The 22,066-nt window shown below is 41.1% G+C and carries 23 protein-coding genes; 2 read left to right on the top strand and 21 right to left on the bottom strand.

Annotation, left to right across the window (positions count from 1 at the left end; translation table 11 throughout):
• Window positions 1–169: 169 nt before the first annotated feature.
• The gene (locus NST85_RS10940; RefSeq protein ID WP_127191916.1) at window positions 170–385 is read right to left on the bottom strand and encodes a YqzE family protein; all 216 of its coding nucleotides are present in this window, start codon (window positions 383–385) and stop codon (window positions 170–172) included.
• 134 nt (window positions 386–519) lie between these two features.
• On the opposite strand from NST85_RS10940, the gene NST85_RS10935 reads away from it, so the two are divergent.
• The gene (locus NST85_RS10935; protein WP_127191917.1) at window positions 520–1,209 is read left to right on the top strand and encodes an N-acetylmuramoyl-L-alanine amidase family protein; all 690 of its coding nucleotides are present in this window, start codon (window positions 520–522) and stop codon (window positions 1,207–1,209) included.
• Here the strand turns inward: NST85_RS10935 and NST85_RS10930 are convergent.
• From NST85_RS10930 to NST85_RS10855, 16 genes are all read right to left on the bottom strand, one after another.
• A complete protein-coding gene (locus NST85_RS10930; RefSeq protein ID WP_127191918.1) occupies window positions 1,196–2,062 on the bottom strand; it encodes a divergent polysaccharide deacetylase family protein in 867 nt (288 codons plus the stop codon). The genes NST85_RS10935 and NST85_RS10930 overlap by 14 nt on opposite strands.
• Window positions 2,063–2,075: 13 nt before the next feature.
• Window positions 2,076–2,597 (bottom strand): putative ABC transporter permease, encoded by a 522-nt coding sequence (locus NST85_RS10925; RefSeq protein WP_127191919.1) that lies wholly within the window; start codon window positions 2,595–2,597, stop codon window positions 2,076–2,078.
• Window positions 2,598–2,710: 113 nt separating this feature from the next.
• A complete protein-coding gene (locus NST85_RS10920) occupies window positions 2,711–3,379 on the bottom strand; it encodes an SGNH/GDSL hydrolase family protein (RefSeq protein WP_127191920.1) in 669 nt (222 codons plus the stop codon).
• Window positions 3,380–3,604: 225 nt separating this feature from the next.
• Window positions 3,605–4,066: a DinB family protein gene (locus tag NST85_RS10915; RefSeq protein WP_127191921.1), complete on the bottom strand. Its 462-nt coding sequence runs from the start codon at window positions 4,064–4,066 to the stop codon at window positions 3,605–3,607.
• Between the two features lie 25 nt (window positions 4,067–4,091).
• Entirely contained in the window at window positions 4,092–4,607 is a 516-nt protein-coding gene (locus tag NST85_RS10910; RefSeq protein WP_127191922.1) for a HugZ family pyridoxamine 5'-phosphate oxidase, read from the bottom strand.
• Between the two features lie 18 nt (window positions 4,608–4,625).
• Window positions 4,626–5,402 carry an ABC transporter ATP-binding protein gene (locus tag NST85_RS10905; RefSeq protein WP_127191923.1) on the bottom strand — a complete coding sequence of 259 codons (777 nt, stop codon included), beginning with the start codon at window positions 5,400–5,402 and terminating at the stop codon, window positions 4,626–4,628.
• Between the two features lies 1 nt (window position 5,403).
• Complete coding sequence (locus NST85_RS10900; RefSeq protein ID WP_127191947.1) at window positions 5,404–6,348, bottom strand: FecCD family ABC transporter permease; 945 nt, start codon at window positions 6,346–6,348, stop codon at window positions 5,404–5,406.
• A 103-nt stretch (window positions 6,349–6,451) separates the two neighbouring features.
• Window positions 6,452–7,447, bottom strand: coding sequence for a helical backbone metal receptor (locus tag NST85_RS10895; protein ID WP_127191924.1), 996 nt, complete (start codon window positions 7,445–7,447; stop codon window positions 6,452–6,454).
• A gap of 234 nt (window positions 7,448–7,681) precedes the next feature.
• Window positions 7,682–8,515, bottom strand: coding sequence for an MBL fold metallo-hydrolase (locus tag NST85_RS10890; RefSeq protein ID WP_341189278.1), 834 nt, complete (start codon window positions 8,513–8,515; stop codon window positions 7,682–7,684).
• A 30-nt stretch (window positions 8,516–8,545) separates the two neighbouring features.
• Window positions 8,546–8,863, bottom strand: coding sequence for a hypothetical protein (locus tag NST85_RS10885; protein WP_127191926.1), 318 nt, complete (start codon window positions 8,861–8,863; stop codon window positions 8,546–8,548).
• Between the two features lie 101 nt (window positions 8,864–8,964).
• Complete coding sequence (locus NST85_RS10880) at window positions 8,965–9,351, bottom strand: nuclear transport factor 2 family protein (RefSeq protein ID WP_127191927.1); 387 nt, start codon at window positions 9,349–9,351, stop codon at window positions 8,965–8,967.
• A gap of 140 nt (window positions 9,352–9,491) precedes the next feature.
• On the bottom strand, window positions 9,492–10,997 hold the full coding sequence (locus tag NST85_RS10875; protein ID WP_246054030.1) for a cellulase family glycosylhydrolase: 1,506 nt from the start codon (window positions 10,995–10,997) through the stop codon (window positions 9,492–9,494).
• Window positions 10,972–11,820, bottom strand: coding sequence for a MerR family DNA-binding transcriptional regulator (locus NST85_RS10870; protein WP_127191928.1), 849 nt, complete (start codon window positions 11,818–11,820; stop codon window positions 10,972–10,974). Before NST85_RS10870 ends, NST85_RS10875 begins: the two co-directional genes overlap by 26 nt.
• 14 nt (window positions 11,821–11,834) lie before the next feature.
• Complete coding sequence (locus NST85_RS10865; protein WP_341189277.1) at window positions 11,835–13,250, bottom strand: MFS transporter; 1,416 nt, start codon at window positions 13,248–13,250, stop codon at window positions 11,835–11,837.
• A 160-nt stretch (window positions 13,251–13,410) separates the two neighbouring features.
• Window positions 13,411–14,271 (bottom strand): DMT family transporter, encoded by an 861-nt coding sequence (locus NST85_RS10860; protein ID WP_341189276.1) that lies wholly within the window; start codon window positions 14,269–14,271, stop codon window positions 13,411–13,413.
• Window positions 14,272–14,299: 28 nt separating this feature from the next.
• A complete protein-coding gene (locus tag NST85_RS10855; protein ID WP_307393170.1) occupies window positions 14,300–15,256 on the bottom strand; it encodes a metallophosphoesterase family protein in 957 nt (318 codons plus the stop codon).
• Window positions 15,257–15,655: 399 nt separating this feature from the next.
• Here NST85_RS10855 and NST85_RS10850 point away from each other — a divergent pair, with 399 nt between their 5' ends.
• Window positions 15,656–16,426, top strand: a complete 771-nt coding sequence (locus tag NST85_RS10850; protein ID WP_341189275.1) for a DeoR/GlpR family DNA-binding transcription regulator — start codon at window positions 15,656–15,658, stop codon at window positions 16,424–16,426.
• Between the two features lie 128 nt (window positions 16,427–16,554).
• Here NST85_RS10850 and NST85_RS10845 read toward each other — a convergent pair whose 3' ends face one another.
• The 4 genes from NST85_RS10845 to NST85_RS10830 all read right to left on the bottom strand — a co-directional run bounded on the left by NST85_RS10845 (window position 16,555) and on the right by NST85_RS10830 (window position 22,004).
• Window positions 16,555–18,978 (bottom strand): ABC transporter permease, encoded by a 2,424-nt coding sequence (locus tag NST85_RS10845; protein WP_341189274.1) that lies wholly within the window; start codon window positions 18,976–18,978, stop codon window positions 16,555–16,557.
• A 6-nt stretch (window positions 18,979–18,984) separates the two neighbouring features.
• Entirely contained in the window at window positions 18,985–19,743 is a 759-nt protein-coding gene (locus tag NST85_RS10840) for an ABC transporter ATP-binding protein (RefSeq protein ID WP_246054462.1), read from the bottom strand.
• A gap of 95 nt (window positions 19,744–19,838) precedes the next feature.
• On the bottom strand, window positions 19,839–21,269 hold the full coding sequence (locus NST85_RS10835) for a sensor histidine kinase (protein WP_341189273.1): 1,431 nt from the start codon (window positions 21,267–21,269) through the stop codon (window positions 19,839–19,841).
• A 21-nt stretch (window positions 21,270–21,290) separates the two neighbouring features.
• Window positions 21,291–22,004 carry a response regulator transcription factor gene (locus NST85_RS10830; protein ID WP_127195282.1) on the bottom strand — a complete coding sequence of 238 codons (714 nt, stop codon included), beginning with the start codon at window positions 22,002–22,004 and terminating at the stop codon, window positions 21,291–21,293.
• Window positions 22,005–22,066 lie beyond the last annotated feature (62 nt).

Genomic DNA, 22,066 nt, shown 5'->3' with positions numbered 1-22,066 from the left:
CGGCGTTTTGTCAATTTTTATGTAAGTAATTATTACATGTACATAACATGGTAACACTTACATTTTTGATTTTCGTCAAATGGATAGAACAAAAAAACACAATGGTCGCATCCCATAATTCTGGGGAGCGACCATTGTGTTTTTTTGTGAACCCTATTTTCAATCCCATCTACAAATGACGGGAGGATTCTTGCTTATCCCGTTTACGTCTTGTCGGAAACCGTTTCAACCATAACGTGATCGAGAAAGGAATCATGCCAAACCACAGATTTGCCCAGGGTTCCTTTGTCTTTGAGCGTTGTTCCCGGCGGATCTCCCGCGGAGTCTCAACATAATCCACAACTCTCTCCGTAATGTATTTCACAAGTTCATCACCTTTTGCCATTTCTCCCCCTCCTTTCTATTCATACAGATAGCTTGCTCCGATTCTCCATTTATTAAACAAGAGTGATCCAGCGATGCATGATTTAACAGCTTTTAGCTCAACCTATGGGAAAATAAAATCTTGTAGGTGAGCGAATGAAACATCGATCTTCCCTCCTGGTTCTGCTAATTACTGTACTCGTGGCATCTTCATTCTGGTGCCCTTCAGTCTTTGCTGACGAGAAGGATCTGCGGCACGCCTTTCCTGAACCCGTCATTCTCATTGATGTTGGTCATGGTGGTATCGATGGAGGTACTTCCTACGGAGACCTGCTTGAGAAAGATATCAATCTTGCCATCGCCCGGAGGTTGTATATGGTACTTCGGAGTCATGGTTATCGCACTATCCTCAACCGAACCGGTGACTATGCATTAAGTGAAGATAACCGTTGGTTACGCAGTCGCTCTAGGCATCTTAGAGACTTAGCTCAACGAAAGGAATTGAGTGAGGAATTACCCGCAGAAATCGTCATTAGTCTTCATGTCAATTGGGGCCGGAACAAAGCTAAACACGGACCGCTAATTCTTCACCAGAACGAAGGCCGTAGCGCTATACTTGCAACTTGCTTGGAGAATTCTTTAGGATCGTTGTATGGTACCTCGCTCCCTTCGGAAGTGGGTAAACCATTCTACCTACTCAAACATGCTGATTCCCCTGCAGTTATTGTGGAGACAGGCTTCATCAGTAACGCAGAAGACCGCGCATTTCTCATAAGCACGCGCGGTCAACAAGCTATTGCTGAAGCTGTTTTTGCCGGAATTGCTGATTATTTTACGGTAATATAACTCCCGGTCCCGGACTAAGTCCGGGACTTTCCTTTTCCGCTACCAAATCAGCTACACCTACAAAAGTAACTCCTTGCTTCTGAAATGCAGGTATGGATTGCTTCAGAACTGAAGCCGTCTTCAAGCCATGAACACCAACATGTCCGATCGTAACACAGCGACCTTCCTGCATAAGTTGTTCCTGAACTTTGAGCAATTGACCCGAAATATGTCGTTCTGTATGAACATCATCCAAGAAGATGTGATTATGAACCTCAGGCATTCCCTTCAATCCACTTAATTTCGAGACGACTGATCGATAGTTCGTCCGACTATCAATGAAAAATAATCCCCGTTCCCTGCAAACATCCAGAATGATGGACATGACCCTTTCATCCCCAGTAATTCTAGAGCCCATGTGATTGTTGATCCCCACAGCAAACGGCACATTATCTATTGCCGCTTCCACCCGCTGTCTTACATCCTGATCCGTCATATTGGATAGAATCGCACCAGGTCCTAACCATTTAGGATTACCTTGCTTAGGCTCCATAGGAAGATGCAGTATTACGTCATGACCTTGTTCATGCGCTCGTCTAGCATCCGCTACCGTCGTTGGCAGAAACGGCATCACCGCCACAGTCAGCTTTACCGGCATCATCATAATCTCTTCTGTACCCTTCATTCCGTTGCCCAGATCATCAATAATGACCGCTAATTTTTGTTCTTTTACTTCCACCGCCACAGTCCTAGCGAGCACGTTGTCCAAACTCCGCGGTGCCGCAGAAGCAGAGATCGGATAACACCAAAATAGGGTCAAAAGGACGATAGAGCATACACGAAGTAGTTTTCTTCTTCCTTTTATATAACGCATACAGTTCCTCCTCCTATTGTTCGATCAAGTTGCTCTTTAGTGCTCTACGTCTAACCTGATAAGTCCAAACTAGATCAACCAGAAACAACAACAAGAATATGGGACTGACTTTTACCCAGATGGGCTCCATATTGGTATATAGCCCTTGAATTGAAGGATGGATATATCGTAAGAACACTAGCGATAGGACTGCCCAATACAGTGAGAACTGTAAGCAGATGTGGCCATGAAGTTGCATTCGGTTCTCTGTATAATTCCACCACTGTTGATGAAATACTCTCTTTAACAAATAACCACTTATATATTCAACGATCGTGGGGATTACTAAACAAAGCAACATGACAACTACAAAGCTTTGGCCCGTCCCACATAACAACAGTAATAATGGGGCAACTCCATACATCGGTTTAAAAGGTCCTTTGAGAAAACCCTCTTTCCAGAAAACCCCTTCAGTCAAATAGCTGTATACGTTCTCCAATATCCATCCGAATAGCGAATACATCAGAAAATAAAAAAACAACGCATCCATCGTCATGTTAGCATCAGCCTTTCCACGGAGTGATAAATCATCTCTCCTAGTATGACTGAGCACACGATGATTAATGCGCCGAGAATAAATCTATAACATTGAAGTAATTCGCTACGACATCAGATGTTAAGCAAGCCGCTCTTCTCTACGATGTGTAGCCACTGTTTCGCAATCAAATCATGACCAGCAGCAGTTGGGTGTACACCATCCCATAGCCAATATGACGCATCTGCTCTTTGCGCAGCTTCATTAAATGCCTCCTGTAACGGGACATGAACCGCATGAAACTGTTCTGCTAGCTGACGAACAACGGCTTGATAATGCTTAATTCGTTCATCCCATGCTTCCCATTGCTGGGCGAGCTCTCCAGTTTTCAGAATAAATGGCTCGCATAAGATCAACTTTGTATGGGGTAATACTTCACTAGTCTCTTCAAGCACATGCCGATATGCTCGCTCAAAACGATCAGTCACACCACTCGGTTCACCCTTCATCGTTCTCCAAGCATCATTCACACCGATCATTATACTGATAATATCAGGGTTCAGGCTGATCGCATCTTCATTCCAACGTGCATACAGGTCAGAAATTCGGTCACCACTTATTCCCCGGTTATAAAAGCGCAGTCCTTTTTCCGCATATTCATTCCCCAGTTTCCCTCCAATGATATACGCATAGCTATGTCCTAGGATATGATTGGGATCGTCGCTACGACCACGGTTACCGTCTGTGATGGAATCTCCTTGAAATAAAATGACCTTGTTCTGATTAGGGGTTGAGGCAGTCATTATTAATCATCCTTTGGTATAAGTTTTACTCCAATTATAACAAGCTATTGCTCCAAAAAGATGTTAAATATAAAAATTCGTAGCCGTCGAACAAGTGGAATCAGATCCGGAAAATTGGTCTGTAATCCATGCTACCCAGTTGTCTGATTAGATTCAATACGCAGTAAAAGAGACACCGTAAAATAGGTGTCCCTCTTACTGCGTTTATTGTTTCAGGGTACTCTTTTATAGAGATTCCTGTTTTACTGAACACTTCTGGATAAGAGATATTTGGCCGGCATGAATTCCAGCATGATACATAAGTCGTCCAACCGCTTCAAGTGGTGTTGAAGCTCCGATTGGGCAATCCTTCTGCTGACTCCACTCCTCTTCAGGAAGAGCCTCCATTGCTTGAATTAAATGTGAGTTTGACTTCTCAAGAAATTGAACAAGCTCTTGAAGATTCTCTTGAGCTACCTCCGTATTAGCAGCACCGCGGCTAGTACGAATCTCTATATCCTCAGGTATTGGCTGCCCAAAGAACCAATTAGCAAACATATACTCGACTTCAGCATTATGCCGCAGCATATTTCCAATGGATGAAGGGCCTAATTGCAATGTTAGATCTTGTTCTGGTAATTTCTTTACCATACTGTGAAATCGATCCTGAGTCGAATTCCATAGTGGTAATATAGTAGAAAAAGTCATATTATTCGCCCCTTAGTATTTAATCCTAATTTGCTGTTTCCTCTTTTTGAGCATGCCCATCACGAGTAACATGCTCGAATTTATCAGCCATCAGGTCAATATCAAAGGCTTGACCGAAACCAGCAACGTAACGACCTTGTAAAGGGGTAACTTCAAACAAAGAGAAGTCGAGTGTACGTAACATATCCATCATTTTTTTGTTGAAGACTTCTCCAAACAGTTCGAATATTTCTTCATGTCCCTCATTACCGATATTTTCAGCCGAACAAACAAAGCGAGCGCGTTGTCTTGCGAACATATTTGCTGTGGATGCTTCATCTTCAATTAGCATGACATCCACTGATTTATTATTTTCCAAGTGGTAGTAATGATGTGCAATCTGACTAAGATAAATATATAATTTCCCCTGATATCTTACAAAAGGCGCATAAGAGATGAATGGTTGACCCTTTTCATCAACCGTACTTAACATGACAGAAGTTAAACTACTAGTAAAATCTAAATATTGCTTCTTTACTACCTCGATATCCATTACTTTCATAGTTTTTCCTCTTTTCGTTTATATTTTATGCAGAACATGGATACGTGGACGAGCATTGTTAGGCAACTGCTCAATCTCTGTCTCGACACCGTATACACTCCGAATTAACTCTTGTGTCAGCACATCCTGTGGTCGTCCATAGGTTTGCACGGATCCTTTTTTAATGACACACACCTTGTCACTATAGGTACTTGCATGATTCAAATCATGAAGAACCATTACGACCGTAAGCTTTAGCTCACGATTTAACGAACGGACAAGGTCTAACACTTCCAGTTGATGAGCAATGTCCAAGTAGGTAGTTGGCTCATCTAGAAGCAATACTTTGGGGCACTGGGCAAGTGCCATAGCTAGCCATGCTTTTTGAGCCTCTCCGCCTGATAAAGAGGAAACCAAACGATCCTTGAAGTTCAGCATTCCGGTCTTCATAAGTGCCCATTCAATAATCTCAAAGTCTTCTGCATCCATACGCTCATACCACTTTTTGTGCGGCATGCGTCCATAGCTAATTAACTCCCCAACAGTCATATCCACTGGACTTACATTACCCTGACACAACATGCACATTAATTTGGATATTTGCTTATTGTTAAGAAGATTTGCTTCCTGATTCGCGATACATATTTGGCCACTTTTACAGGGAATAAGACCTGTCACACCCTTTAGAATGGTAGATTTACCAGAGCCATTTGGCCCTATAATCGATACAACCTCCCCTTCTTCCACATTTATCGAGAAGTCATTTACGATGGTTTTATCCGAATAACGGATATAGAGAGAATGAATCTTTAACATATCAGGCACCTCCTTTTCTCATCAGATACAGAAAGTAAGGTCCTCCGGCCATAGCCATGATGATACCTGCTGGTATTTCCAGTGGACTAAATAAAGATCGACCTGCGGTATCGGCAATAATTAATATCATCGCTCCAAGCATAAGGCTAAGTGGAAGACTATGCTTGTAATTGGATCCAATAATTATACGGGCCATGTGCGGCACGATCAGACCAACAAAACCGACAAGCCCTACTTTGGATACTGATATAGCCGCTAGGAATACAGCAACGAAAGAAAGGATAAAGCGAACCCGATTTAAATTTTGCCCTAAATTATGTGCAGCTTGCTCTCCTAATCGGAGAATATTTGCCTGTCGAATGCATAGCAATGCCATGGCCCAACCTGCCATGGAATAGGGAAGGATATTTAATACATCATTCATTCCTTTGCCGGACAAGCTACCATTCATCCATTGAAGTGCAGCAGGTAGTTTATCACTGTATAGAATAGAGAGCAGACCGATCACTCCACCGAACACAGCGTTTACCGCCACACCAGATAAGATGATCCGAATTGGAGTATACCCACTCTCCTTCTTCCAAGCCCACGCATAAACCATGACAGCGGCGAATCCCCCTCCCACAATCGCTGCAAGAGGAATGAATCCTGAGAATTCAGGAGCAACGAGCATAATGAACAAAACCGTAACTGCCGCTCCACTAGACACCCCCGTCAATCCAGGATCGGCCAATGGGTTATTCATAACCGCTTGTAAAAGTATGCCGGACGCAGCTAAATTAGCACCAATAATAAGTGCCATCAGCACTCTGGGGATGCGGATATCCCAAAGTATCGTGTTATCCGCATCCTTCCCAGAGCCAATTAACGTCTGCCATGTCTGTGAAAGTGTAAATTGGACACTCCCAATACCCACAGCAATAATAATAGATACTAGGAGCAGCATCAAAGCAATTCCTAAAATAGTAGCTTCTTTCTTTTTGAAGTTTTTCGCCAATTTACTGCTCCCCTAACTTAACTTAACTTAACTTAACTTAACTTAACTAAATTTAGTCTTTATATAATATTGCAGCTAGATCCTTATAGGCGTCTGGAGCCTTAGCAAGTGAAGCAACACCGTAAAGGTTGTAGTCAAGAGTAACCATTCTCTCATTCTTAAACGCATTAAGCTTCTCCCAGACTCCATTCTTCTTCACGTCTTCCTCGAACTTTTGGGCAACAGCGGTTGGATCACCATGCGCTACCAAAAGGATTACATCCGGATTAGCCTCAACAATCGTTTCCATATTCAGCGGTACATAGGTCTCTGATTGCTTCAAAACTGAGCTTAGGACATTGGAAGCACCAAGCTTCTTAGCAAGACTACCTGCAAACGTATCCTCGTTCATAAGCATAAGAGACTCAGCTGAACCGAATAGCAACATCACGCTAGGAGCTGATTTCCCCTCGACTACTTTGAGTGCTTCAGCTTCTTTCTCAGAAAAGCTAGTGAGTACCTCTTTAGCCTGATCTTCCTTGCCATAAATTCGACCAAGTGCGACCAGTGATTCCTTAAGCTCATCTAAAGAGTCAACTGGTAAGTATGCTGCGGGTAGGCCGGCCGGCTGAAGCACTTTATCAATGCTGTCCTTAATAGATTCCGGAGCAAGCACAATATTAGGCTCAAGTTTCGCAATTTGTTCGAGATCCGGTGAGTGTGAAGAACCGATACGTTGAACATTAGCATACGTTTCAGGCAATTGACTCTGTGTAGTTGGTACACCTACAAGATCAAGTTGAAGAGCATCATAGAGTTCCGTAATTGCAACAGATAAAGTTACGGCTTTAGCTGGCTTTTCTTGACCGAATTGTGCTTGAAGTTCTTGAACCTTGGCTTCGTCGACATCAATCGTTACTTCTGTATTGTTGCTGGGATTACTTTCAACAACATTGGATTGATCACTGCTATTGACCTCTTGATTCTTATTGCCAGCTTCTTTATTACCACATGCTGCTAGTGCGATGACGATTGAAATAAGTACGACGATTCCCCAAGTCTTTTTCATAATTTCCCCCATAAAATTCATATTGTATTGATAATGATTATCATTATACATAGAATGATAACCATTATCAATTAAATTTTTTTATTTAAATTTTTTCGCTATCCTTCGTCTAGTAAGTCAATTGATCCTTATAACACAAAAAAAGAGATTAACCAGTTTTTCTAGTTAATCTCTTTTCAGGAATTTTACTAATGTAAAATTCCCCCTAAACTTAAATATACATACGCAAATCCATCAATCTTCTATAATAATTTTATCACCTGTAGCAAGGTAATGTAGTTTATCTTTTAAAACCGTTCTTAAAATTTCATATCCCTTTTTCCCCGTGCAATGACAGGTATAGATAGACTCTATAGGTAACATATTTAATGTATTCGCTGTCTCTAAAATTTCTTCTTTTGTTTTACCCAATGTATTGATGATTGGTATTCCGATAAGATGAAATCCCCCAATCAACGCGGTAATCGGCCTATTCGGAAAATGCTCCATTGCAGTCCTGGTCATATTAACAACCCCATGATGGCTGCATCCTGTTATAAGTACGAGACCCTCTTCTGTCTCCAGAACTAACATCAATTCATGATTGAAGTCGTCTAACTCTCTTTCATCCTTTGAACCTTTATATAAGTGCTTCTCATGCGCAATAGTTGGTGCTAAAGGAATAAGGGTGGCTCCTTCAAAAAGAACCATTTTTTCTGTGACGAGGTTAAATCGCTTCTCATATGTATCTATTAAATAATCTGGAGCACTAACGTTATGATGATATGGGCCAATTTTTAGCCAATGTGGTTCTAACGCATTTGCACAGAAATAGATTGGAGCGATATTATTTACTTCATTCAGAAATGGTAATCCACCAATATGGTCTGAATGTCCATGTGAGATCACCACTTTATCTATCACACCAAGGTCTATATCTAATAGCCTTGCATTTTCTATGTATGTGCGATCAGGTCCTGTATCAAAAAGAATCTGACCGTGCACAGTTTTGATCAAGAGCGATAATCCGTGCTTAGCCTTGTACTTCTTATCACAACTAGTGTTTTCAAGTAATGCAATAATTTCCATAGCCAACTCTCCTAAAGTAAAGTTTCAATACTATGCAAAGAAAAAGAGTTGAACAATACCGAGTACCACCGAAGCAGTAACAAATATTTTAGCTGCAAGAAATTTTCGCATATACTTCAAAACTATTCCGACGAGTGAGAGAACACCAAAAAATCCTGCAACAATTTGCGGAACAATTAGATTACTTGCTAAGGAAGTGATATTCAAATAACAGATGAGAACACCCAATATTACCGTACCTACAAAAAAAATGTTGTTCATTTTTGGATCTTTCACCAGAAACAACAGCGCAATACAAATCAAATTGATAACAGCAATAAAAATAAAGAAAATAAGCAAAAGTGCCATAATGTAAACCACCTTATTTTACAATGATGAAAAGCCTCTCTTATTCATATCACCGTTTTTCTCCAACTTCAAGCTACTATTTAAATTTAGATCGTTTAACTTTATTCAATTGTAATAGCTTTACCAATTTTCTTATCAATTCTCCATTGAGGAGGCTTTATATTATCTCCCCAGTATTCATTTAGCAATACGATTCTATCTTCCATAAATTCAAAAAATGAGGTAGCACGAAAAGATATCACGGAGTTGTTCAATTCGACTTTCACCACGGATACGACTAAATTATCCAAAGCTTCTAAACGCTCGATAGTAATTGCCCAATCACCTGGGTATTCACAATTTGCTCTCACGAATTCCTCCACATTAAAGCTCTCATTTGAATTATTCCAGTTGATTATAGCGTCCTCGCTAAAATAGTGAAACAAATTGTCCCAATTCTGTTTGTCGATATCATTCCATAGGTCAATGATCTTCTCTTTATTCCCCATACTACACCTCATCCAATAAATAATTTACAACTAAATTCGATGACTTTATACTAGCACATATGTTCTGCTTTTAAGATGAGTTTTATCTCATTTAAAAAAAGTCGATTGCAGGTGCAATCGACCTCATATATAAGATGCTACTATACTTGTTCTACTGGAGATCTCCCTACTGTAACGGTTATCTTTGTCTCGTCTTTCGGGGCGATAATGGCTACGATCCCCCCCTCGGAACTAGGGAAAGGACGAAACTCGACTTGGCATAAATTCGCTCCGGAAATAACAATATCTTCCTCGGAGAGCAATGCAGCACGGGGATGGTAGATTATAGTCTCATCACCGGACGGAACGTAGTCCACTTTTATGATATCCGTATCATAGTCATAGTGGTAGCCAACAAGCGTTCCTCCTGTTGCCTGCGGATAAGCACGATTTAGCGCTTTTGAGTAAGGCGATTCCCGGAATCCATCACACCAGCACCAATAGGTATTACTCCAAAGGTACTTTTCAAAAATGGAAATCAGCGCTTTTGATAGTCCGAGGGTCGCAGGATGGTTGGTAAAAGCCCCCCATTCCCCAATCAAAGTAGGAATGTTCAACCGCTCCTGTACCTTACGATGGGTCGCATATATCAAATCAACACGATCCTGATTATAAATCTCGTAATGCTCTGTATCGACTACCAAATCGTAACCATGAGGGGCATAGACCTGATGATGAACAACCATACCCTCATCGTTCTGTACAAGCCCCAAACCGGACTCTACTGCCATATTAGAAAAATAGCTTGTCTCTAGCATTAGAAATCCGTCCGGGACAACCGAGCGAATCGCTGCTGCCGTTTTGTTGAAAAAGGGCGCGAGAACTTCACGTTCAAATACCTGTGATGCCTCCTTCGCGCTGTCGACCAACACTCGATAGATATCCATATCCGCCATGCCAACAAGTATCTCTTGTTTTTTCTCCTCATCAAACCAGAGTGCAGAGAGTTCCTCCATGTTGACCTCATTTAATCCCATGATAGACTGTGCATAAGCAGCAATGATTGTGCCAAATACCTCCTGTCCACTGGATCCAGGATAAGGTTCGTTCATCAAGTCGTAACCAATGATATTGGTACAGTCCGCAAAAATAGCTGCTGCATGTTTCCACATCGCCGCATAATGATCCTGCAAACCTATACCATCACTAGCTGGCGCGTTGTCCCAGAAATAATCCATCGCACGGTTCAGTGCCGGACTTTCTAGATACGCGTCACTCCAGATTTGGCCGACTACATGTGGTAGACCATCCGCGAAGGTCGCCCACTCAGGCGCTCCATCACCATAAAGTGAACTATATAAATCCTGATGCATATCCAGGAAAACGTAGATATCATGTTGTTCCGCCCAGCGGATCCGCTGTTTGATTTTACCTAGATATTCGTTATCATAGACACCTGGTTCCGGCTCCACACCATCCCAGATCAACCCCAAACGAACAACATTGAAGCCTTGCTCATGAAACCACCTAAACAAATTCTCATCGCAAGGGTCCACATACCCTTTAGCCTTGTCCTTGCAGACTAAATTTACGCCACTCAAGATTACATGAGCTCCATCCTCATTTACAATACGCTGTCCATCAGTCGTTAACTTTTTCATCTTCATTCCATCCTTCCTCCTTGTCGATGACAGGAATATAGATCTCAATGTAGTGATTGTTGTACTGATTATATAGATTGATCTCAAGCGAATTTCCAGCGATCTTTAAGCCACGTTTATGGATGAATGTTTTCATTTGCTCGTAATGATCATCAAGAGCGGTGTAACCTTCCTTGCTAATTACTACGCATTTTCTAGCGCAAAAGCTTGGCTCTAATCTCATGAACACACCCTCATCATCCTCCATCGGGAAGGTAGACAAAATCCCATTATTCAGATAACTGTGGTAGTTGCCCGCAAGAAGGTTATCTTTCGACACAATCGATATAATATGGCAGAAAGCGAGCCACTCCTGATGGGCACTAATTTTACTTAACTGCAGCTGCACTTTGCTCCCAAGCTTCTTATCTGTACTCTCCATGATAGAATCGGTAAGCAGCACCCAACTTGGATTACTTTGTACTAACTCAATGACATCACTTTCCTCGAAGTGTTGAAACTTATCTTTGAGGAAATCTAGTTTCTGAGATAGGTTCTTCAGATAGGTCAATTGCCGGTCTATATCCCTCTGCTTACTTACAAGCAACTCGTGCATATCATTCAAACTGTCATCTGTTAGAAGTGCGTGAATACGCTCAATAGGAACATCCATTGCTCGAAGCATTCTAATTGTTATTAGGGAATCTAACTGTTCAAGGTAATAATAGCGGTACTTGTTCAAGTCCCGTTGCGAAGAAAGAAGTCCGATTTTGTCATAGTATCGAAGAGTGTCAATTGGGATATTCAGAATATTAGATACTTCACCAATCGTAAATTTAAGCTTTAACATCGTCTATTCACCTATTACGGACCTCCCCTTCTAGCATAATTGCTGAATGTGGATATTTCTTCCTCTTTCTTCTTGTCGAATGGATAGAAGGCTATCGGGATCAGACCGATAATTACAGCTATAAGCGGAACCACACCCGTGGCCAATCGGATACCGAATACTGCAGATTCAGACTGAGTTGCCGCAAGACCGTCGTAACCATAGGCACCGATAACATTGATAAAGATTACCGTCTGTATACTGGAAAAGGCGACTGTAAATAACGAGAACAGACCGTTGAACAGCCCGGTTTTCCTCACACCGATCGTACGCTCATTCTCATCAATGATCAGTGCTCCCATCGGAGAAATCGCAGTTTTGATGTAATTCACAGTGAATACAATCATGATATAGGAAGCAGCAGCAGTCCATATATTGTTGGCTAGGAAGATTCCACCATAACCAAGTACTGCAGTGATGGTCCCCCAGTAGATACTTATTTTCGTGCCATATTTCTTCACGATATTACCCATGATTGGCAAAAACATGAGAGCGATTACATGAGTTCCCCCGTCAACGATCGTAGCGGTTAAACCTCCAGTTTGTAGCACATCATCCATATAGTACAGATAGGGCGTGAAATAAAAACCAATGGGTCCTACCGTAATAATGGAATAAAGTACATAGGTGAAGAAAGGACGAGATTTAATGATCTGCCAAGATTCGCTCCACATATTTGTCATTTCGAGCTGTTGATTATTGAGAGTTTCATACATTTTCGCATCATCCTTTAATCCTCGAAGAGCCAGGGTAAAGAATATAGTTTCCAACAGAATCACCGCGGAAAAGACCGGGATGATTACCTCCCGCTTTCCATCACCAACCAATAGCAACGTAGGAATCATGGTAATAAGAAAAGACAGACCTTGGGAAATGTAGTTTTGTATTACATTGACATCCACACGCTCTTCTTTGGTAGGCGCTGCGATCAACGTATAAGATTGGTAGGCCACACTGTAGGCCGTTGCCGCCGTATCGTAGATAAATAACTCCACCGTATAGAGCAGGAAAATCATCCATTGATCCCAAGATGGACTAGATAGCATCATGAGAAAAGAGGAAATGATCATAAATGGTACGGTTACACGCATGATGTAGACATATTTCCCGCGGTTAGGACGGTGTCTCATCTTATCGATCCATACGCCTATCATGGGATCATTAATAGCGTTCCAAATATTATAGATTATGTACACCCAACCGACATACTTTGGACTAAGACCAATCATATCGGTATAGTATTTGATAAAGACATTGTGGATCAGAACGCCACCGACCGATAGGACAGGTCCGGGAAGGGCAAGTCGCCATTTCTGACCTAAGGTTAACCCAGTTCCGGTGAAACGAAAAGCGTCTCGAATGAAGCGTACTACCTTGTTCAAAGGTATCATTCCCTTCTCCTAACTAGCTCTCTGTTCCTTACTCTATATGCCTATATCTCATCTTGATTTGTATTATAAACTATGGAGTAACTCCAGGCTCAATAGGTGTAAAAAAAATAAAATGAGGTTAACCAAATTTCATCCGGTTAACCTCATTTTACAGAGTATCCTATCCCCATATTCCAATGAGCAAAATGCCACAGAATATCACAATAGAGCAAGAAATTCGTTTGAAGCCTTGCTGCTCTTTCAGGAGCATAATGCCAAGGAAGGTAGCAAACACGGTACCTATTTCCCTTATAGGACTGATGTGAGCCATGGGTGCCTGTTGCATTGCGAACAGAAATAAAAGATACGAGCCGGGGTTCAAGATAGATCCCAGTATAATAGTAGATTTGTTGACCCGCAGTTCCTCCCAGATCATCTTTCGTGAAGCCAGTACAGCGGGAGTCAAACCAATTACAAAACCAATATTGGTTACTTCTAATAATGCAAGTGGTGAAATATGCTGTAGGTTCAGCTTGTCGACGAACACATAGCAGGTGGTACACAACCCAACACATAATGCCATCAAAACAGGTTTTTTGCTATGTATATGTGAATTTGATGGTTTGCTATATGAGCCGACCCCGCTAAGAACGATGAACCCTCCAAGCATACAGATAATCCCGATCCAACCAAAAATCGATAGGGTTTCGCTAAGGAAAATAACTCCTATGATAGGTACGAGTAGCGTACTGGTGCCTCTCATAATAGGATAAATCTGCGATAAATCGCCAAGCTCATAGGTTTTTGACAGAAGCCAGGAGTATATAGCCTGCAATAAAACTGATACTAACAGCAGACCATACGAACCCGCAGTTAATGGATTCCGCCAAAGCTCCGTGATCAATACCGGCAGAAGTACAATAGTAGCGACCATCATTATCGACCACAGAAAGACGCTCTTATTACGACTTCTCTTAGTAAACATACTCCAAACAGCATGAGCCATCCCAGAAGCGATAACTAGAAGAATGGGTAAAAGCATTTGATGTCAGCCCCTTTGAAGTTAAACATTATTGTGCATTGTTAGGATCATGAGTGGGCTGTTCATGTACAACGGATCCATCTTCCAGACGAAGCCAAGTAGCAAATTCATGTTGTCCCTGGTTTAGTTGAATAACACGAGAGCCCCGCATAAATCCCTCTTTACCGTAAGTATTGTAGCCACTTGCCCGCCCGTAGCAAAGCTTAATGCCGTGCAAGGTTCCGCTAAAATCATTGGTATGATCATGTCCACAGAAAGTGCCAATTACATCGCCCATTTCAAGCAGAGCCGTGAATAGTCCCGAATTGATGGGAGGACAGCACACAGGTTCGAATTTATGACCCTCACAGACTTGGGTGTCCCACATTTCCTGATATTCAGGAATCGGGATATGAAAGAAGGCGAGCGCTGGAGTTTTTTCCTCTGTGTCATCTGGATTTAGCCGTAAACATTCACTAGTCAACCAACCGATTTGATCTCGATGAATCCAGTTATAGCCTGGGACATGCTCAAGTGGGGAATAACTGCCCGAGTCCAGAAAATACAGATTAAATGCTGGATTACCTTCTGTATCTACAAGTTCAATTGTATAATTACCTGAACCCTCTATATGTTCAGGTCCTGACTCCGCTATGATATGTTTATGTGTCAATGCCACTTGCATCAACTCTTCACGTGAGATTCGTTGTTCAGTGTCATGATTGCCAAACACAAAGGCCCACGGAAATCCTCGTTCTTCAACTACGGCAACAGCATCGCGGAAAGCTTGCTGCGGATTTTCACATTCAACATCCTCCGGTGCGACAGGAGCGCTGTATATGATATCTCCCGTAAATACAACAAGATCCGGTTGCTCGGCATCCAGAACACTTTCCATCAATTTACGGGAACGCCGATCCTCTGCTCTTCCGTCCTTCCAATGGATGTCTGTAAATTGCACGATTTTAAAAGTTCCGTCTTGCTGAAAAGATAAACTGCGTTTCATAAAAAGTTACCCCCTCTGTCATTCAACTCATTGTTTTGATGTTGAATAGTGTGTTTTCATGTGGTTTCAAGTTGATTCTATCGCCGATTTAACAAACTGTCAATCCATTTTTTACATTCCGTTAACAATTCTAAAATGTGACCTGAACCTTAGTGTTTTCAATAATGAATATATGTACAAGGACTAAATAGAAAACCTATTTGATCAAACAAATATACCATTGTGGATACGGCATCTAGCTTGACAAGTACATTACAGGGAGAATACACTTAGTGAAAACAACAACAAAACACATGATAGAAGATAGAACAATAAATACATAGTGTATGCCTTCGCTTGGTCTGTACGAACCATACTCTTAGAAGTAACGATTTAACAAAACATTAGGAGGAATCATTCATGTCCTTGACCTATGAAGAACGACGGCAGACAATCCTCGCGCAGTTGGAGATGGACGGGAAGGTGCAGGTTCATGCTCTGGCAGAGTTATTTAATGTATCTACAGAAACAATACGGCGTGATCTAGACCGATTAGAGAAAGAAGAAAAGCTGAGAAAAGTGTATGGTGGAGCTGTTCGGATGCGATCCGAAATGATCGAGCCCGTATTTCTGAAACGGTCCCAGATGCATCAAAGTGAAAAGCAGGCGATTGGAAAGCTTGCAGCTTCCCTTGTTGAGGATGGAGAAACGGTGATGCTCGATAACGGTACAACAACGCTAGAAATTATGCGACAGCTTAGAGACCGCGCCGATGTGACCGTCATTACAAATTCCGTAGTGATCTTGACCTGTGCTTTGGAAGATTTCCAGGGTAAAGTTATTTTTGCCGGGGGCGAAGTGAATTTGAGCTATCAAGCCGCAACTGGACCCATTGCTCATAACATGCTGGATCAGTTTAAGGTGAATAAGGCTTTTATTTCCGCTGGTGGTGTCTCACTCGCTGATGGTATTACCGAATACAATCTAGAAGAGGCTCTAATCTCGCGTAAAATGATGCAACGAGCTGAAGAGTCCATTCTTCTAGTGGATCATTCCAAGTTCGGTGTCACCACCTTTGCCCAAATTGCTCCTATCGAACAAATATCCATGATCATAACCGATCAGGGCTGTTCCCAGGAATGGATTGATGCGCTTCATCGGCTTGATGTTGAGATACTTGTAAGCGAGTAATACTACCTGGAAGAGGAACTGTTCTTGCCGGGTTCTATCTCTCGGCCATACAAAAAAGTGGACATCCATTTGGAGGTCCACTTTTTGCTTTGAATCCAATTCGAGACATTAAATTGAAGACACTCCTATTACTCAATTACAAGAATTTGCGGCGATGTTGTAGACACCACTCTTGAGGAAGCCCAAGAACCCAATCCTGCTGAAATTATAGTCACACAGGCAAAGCCTATGATCCCTAGCCAATTGAGTATCAAAGGTAAATCAGAAATTCCGTAATCAGCGAGAATGCTACCTAATATAAGAGGCAAAAAATATACTCCCACAAATACACCTATGACTGCTCCGATAGCAGAAACAGCTACGATCCCCAGCGTTACAGACAATCTAATCTTAGTTGAAGTCAAACCTATAGATTTATATATTCCGTAGGTTTTGCTTTCTTTTCTGATATTTATACGACTAATACTGTATACGATGATGATTGTAACCCCAGTGAATAACAATCCCATGATACTCATGGGTAGAATTAAAGATGCCACAGCTTGTTTATATACTGCCTCTAACAATGTCTGCTGAGAAACTGCGGATGCTGAAACCTTATATTCCTCATTTAATTCATTTACAATTTGATCAGAATCTCGATTATCTTCTATATTAATTAATGCGGTATCCAGATTACTGTAATCGGGGTTATTCATTTTGACCACATCCGCTACAATTCTTGCCGAGTAAGACATATTAGCAATAGATTGATAGATCCCCGTAATCGTAAGTGTATGCTTGTAACCTTCAAGATAAACTACTACAACATCTCCTAGATCTTTATTCAGTTGCTTAGCTACTTTGATTCCTATTGCGATTTCATTTTTACTTTGGGGGTTCTTCCCTCTTAGTATGGTATACCCCATTTCATCATAACTTCCATCGATAACAGTGATAGAAAAATTCATGGACTGAGCATCGGAATGTTCAGCGTTCAGCGTTCCATCTGCAGAAACAACACCATTTATTCCGCCCATCCATCCGAAATTTTTAATTCTTGGGTCAGACAATATCGCCTGATCAAACTCCGCACGGGAGAATATCGATTGGTTATTAATTTGCAGTACGATGTCGGAATCATCATACCCCCATAATGGGGATGTCTGTTTAATAGAACTGATACTATTTAATAGAACAAACCCCAGCACGAGCACGGCTGACATGATGATGGTTAGCATTGTCATTAGAATGGAAGATTTTCTATTCTTTAATATATTTCTTAGTCCAATAACAACGAGGAGTGGCGCTCTCCCAAAAGAAATTCTCTGATTTTCTTTAACGGCGAAACGTTTTGTCATTGCGCTATTGTCACTTTCGGACATGCCATAACGAATGGCTTGCATAGGCTGTACAAGCCGAGCTTTGTTGGAATAGAACAACACACATAATATGACGAGTATAAACACAAGTATGCCTAGGACAAAAGCTACAAGATTTACATCCGACTTGGCCTCCATGACTCCCGTCTTCAGGGACGAAAGAGCACTATCTACGATAACTCTTGATATCCATTGACTAGTAATTAATCCAGGGATAATCGCGACCATAGAAATCAATGCGTATTGCGCTAAGTAGACCCCCATCAATTTCTTAGAGGGTAACCCTAATGCTTTAATTACACCAATCGTTTTATAATTGGATAAAACATCATCTGAAATCGTAAATCCAATCGTGAATAAAGCAACAAGCATCATCACGATACCTAGAAAAATCATAATAAATCCAATCACTTTATTCATAATGAGATAAAAAGCAGCCATCTCCTCAAAACCCACTTTTGATTCCAGATACGGCGTACCCATGTCTTGCTCAAATTGTTCCCAATAGCTTGAACTCTGACTATAATTATCAAATCTAAGCCCCATCATGTATTGATCTTTACCCTGAATAACGTGAATTTGTTCTTCATAATCCTGATGATTCATCCATATGCGTACTGATGTTGGAAAAGGTGCTCCGTAGGGCATATCCACAACGACGGCTGATACCTTCAATGCAAAATCCTTTTCACCTGCTGTAAATCCTAGTGTATCTCCTACAGAAATATCATATAAATAGGCTATTGAAGTGGGGAGCCATATCGTTCCATTCTCTGGTGTTAAACTCTCATTTCCATCTGCAAATATAAGTTCATCCACCGCATAAGGACGCTCAGGTGTATCCATCATATACAGATATAAGCTTGAGAGCCCTGTCGAAGACTCTTTCCCTTGGACTGTGATTCCTGATATCGTTCTAAACGGAATCAACTCCGATGATGTAACTCCTTCCTGTTCACTCCACCACTCCTGTAACTTATAGGGGTCATGCAGCTCATCGCCTAATATCAACATCTCATGAGAACCATGTGTTTTATTGTGCATATCGGTAAATAAATTATTTGTATTTAGTATAACTGTGACCGAAGTAGCAAGTAGCAATGTTGATAGGAGAATAAGTAAGCCAATCAATCCATTGTGTACCTTCTTTTTTCTTAGATTCGCTAGGCAGAGAGAGTAAACTGCATACATCAGCGTCTACTCCCTTCCTGAAACATAAGAAAATATAATCGCTTCTCTGTCTTGAATATGAGTATTATCAAACTTATCAAAATCCAACACATCCGCTATCTTCCCATCTTTTATTAAGATCAGGCGATCAGCTCTGCAAGCAGCTTTAATGTCATGGGTCACCATGACCACGGACTGCCCTTTTCGATTCATATCCGTTAGGATATCTAGAACAGCCACACCTTGATCATAATTCAAGCTTCCTGTCGGCTCATCCGCAAAAATAATATCTGGAGAGTTGATCAAAGCTCTGGCAATCGCCGCTCTTTGTTGCTGTCCACCTGAGGTTTGGGAGGGGAGGCGATGCTTCTGGCTCTCAATTTCCATAGCCTTCATTAGTGAGAGCGCCCTACGCTTTACTTCTTTCTTGGAATGCCCCGCGATATATCCAGGCAAGGCGATATTTTCAAATATTGTAAGGTCAGGCACTAGATTAATGCTTTGATAAATATATCCGATTCTACTCGCCCTAAACTCTGCTAATTGCTTTTCTTTGTAGCTGTCGATACGTTGATCTTGAAAGTAAACCTCTCCTACCGTTACGGAATCAAGCCCACTTAGCATATACAACAGCGTGGACTTTCCTGATCCCGAATTCCCCATAATTACCGTGAAATCCCCTTCATAAACTTCTAAATTTAGATTTCTGATCGCATGAAATTGTTCGCTACCTGTTGAGTAGGTTTTGCATAGGTTCGTAGCTTGAATGATCGCTTTCTTTCCCAAATGTAAGCCCTCCTGAATAAAGTCATATTCTCATTGTAAAGGGCGTTTATGTATAAACACTTATCTAAATATTAATGAAATATTACTGCGACAACCTAACATAAAGGAATCATACAATGAAATACCGTACCTTGACCTTGGTCACTTCTAAAAGAAATCGAACCATTATGAGCTTCAATAATATGTTTACAAATCGAGAGCCCTAATCCAAACCCTTCATTTCTAGGACTAGAATTCAATTTCCCTTTAAAATATCGATCAAAAACAAAAGGAATATCCTGTGGAAGAATTCCCTTTCCTGTATCCGCTATCGTTATTTTCAACTGTCCCAGCGCAATCACTATATCCACACTAATCGAATCTCCTGTTGATGTATGTTTCAACGAATTAGCAATTAGATTAGAAACCACCTGCTCCAACCGATTGGCATCGGCATTAATGAGTACATTTGGAATGTCCGTAGGCTCAACAAAAGCTACCCCTGCTGTACGAACATAATGACCGATAGGCTGTAGAATTCGAAAAAACATCTCCCTGCTGTACTGCTCTGTGAGCGTCACCGAGATCTGTCCTAGTTCTTGTAATGCATGTACCAAGAGATCCTCGGTCAATCGGGTCATTTTATCCGTATTGGTATGCATGATCTCAACATATTCCATAACTGATGGCATGTCAGGACAGACTCCCTCACGAATGGCTTCAATGTAAGCCTTCAGCGTCGTTAATGGTGTCTTAATTTCGTGCGAAATATTGGAGATCAGTTCCTTCTGCGCTTTCTCCTGTTCATCTCTCCGCTGGCTATGATACATGATCTCCAATCTCATTTGATCAAACAACGCATATACCTCACCGATCTCGTTCATAGTTCCATATGAGGCTTTTTGCTCGTAGTTTCCTTTTATAATAGACTCCGTGTAATCTTTCAAGTGATAAATAGGCTGAATAATGTCTCTCTTGATCTTATTTCTAATAATGAACATCAGGTAACATAGGATGAGTAGCATTGCAGACATCACTATAAACAGCGTAAGAGGTATAGCATGGGATTTCTCAACGAAAACAGCACTTGCTGGCATAGCAAAAATAGCATTACCAGCTTGAACTTGGGTAGCCTCATCAACTACGGGGAAAGCGATGCTATAGAAATCTTTATCAACTCTCGCATGATATAAGTCATAATGAAGCACAGTTTTTAAGTCTATTTGTTGAGCGGTGGTGTTAGGTGAGGAATTGAATATAATACGGCCATCTAGTTGCACATACATTAAGCTTAATTGATGTTTCTGTGACATAGCTTGGATGGTTTCTCGTATCTTTGAATCATTTTCAAGCTCTTGATTAAATTGTTCTAGATAGAGCATCATATCGCTCACTTGGAGTCGTATCTTATTAATAACCAACTGGGAGTCAGCCTCGCTTTGACTTCTATAGTTGTCCCAGAGCAAACCTGCCCCACATCCCATGATGATGACAAGACAAATAAGAACGGCTATTAACCATTTTCTAAACCAAACATTCAAATACATTGGTATCTCCTATCTTACTTGTCATTCATCGAAGCTAAATTTGTAGCCAATTCCCCAGACTGTCTTAATATACATGGGATTGGACGGATCCACTTCCAGCTTCTCTCGTATTCTGCGAATATACACGGTTATCGTACTCTCATCCCCATAAGTTGAGTAACCCCATACAGCATCCAAGAGTTGAGTTTTAGAGAAGACTTGGTTTCTATGCTTGGATAGAAAAAATAACAACTCTAGTTCCTTCGCCGATAGCGAAACTTCCTTACCTTCTTTCGTTACTTTGTATCCCTTTTTATCAATGATGATCGTTCCTAAATGAAGAATATCCTCATTCTCTGATTGTTTCGGCGAAGTACTTATCATACTTTCAACTCTTCGCAAATTAGATTTAATTCTTGCAAGTAACTCGGTTAATGAAAATGGTTTCGTCATATAATCATCCGCACCAAATCCAAGTCCAAGCACCTTATCGGTATCACTACCTCGGGCACTTAAGATAAGAATGGGAACATTATTCTTCTCCCGAATTTGGCGACATAGCTCAATACCATCAATATCAGGTAGCATAATATCTAGAATAATGAACTCCGGATTCAATATCTCGATGAGCTGAAAGGCATCTTTACCATTACTAGCAATGGTAGCTTCATATCCGTTCTTGTTAATATAGTCCCTTATAATTCGAGCAATATCTTGCTCGTCTTCAATAATAAGAATTTTCCTATGACCATTCATTATTTATTTCTCCTGAACTTATATAAATAGTTGATTTGAGTATCACTTTTGATTAATTCGAG

The organism is Paenibacillus sp. FSL K6-2524 (assembly GCF_038005525.1).
Taxonomy (GTDB): Bacteria; Bacillota; Bacilli; order Paenibacillales; family Paenibacillaceae; genus Fontibacillus; species Fontibacillus anaericanus.
This window is presented reverse-complemented; position numbering and strand designations above follow the sequence as displayed.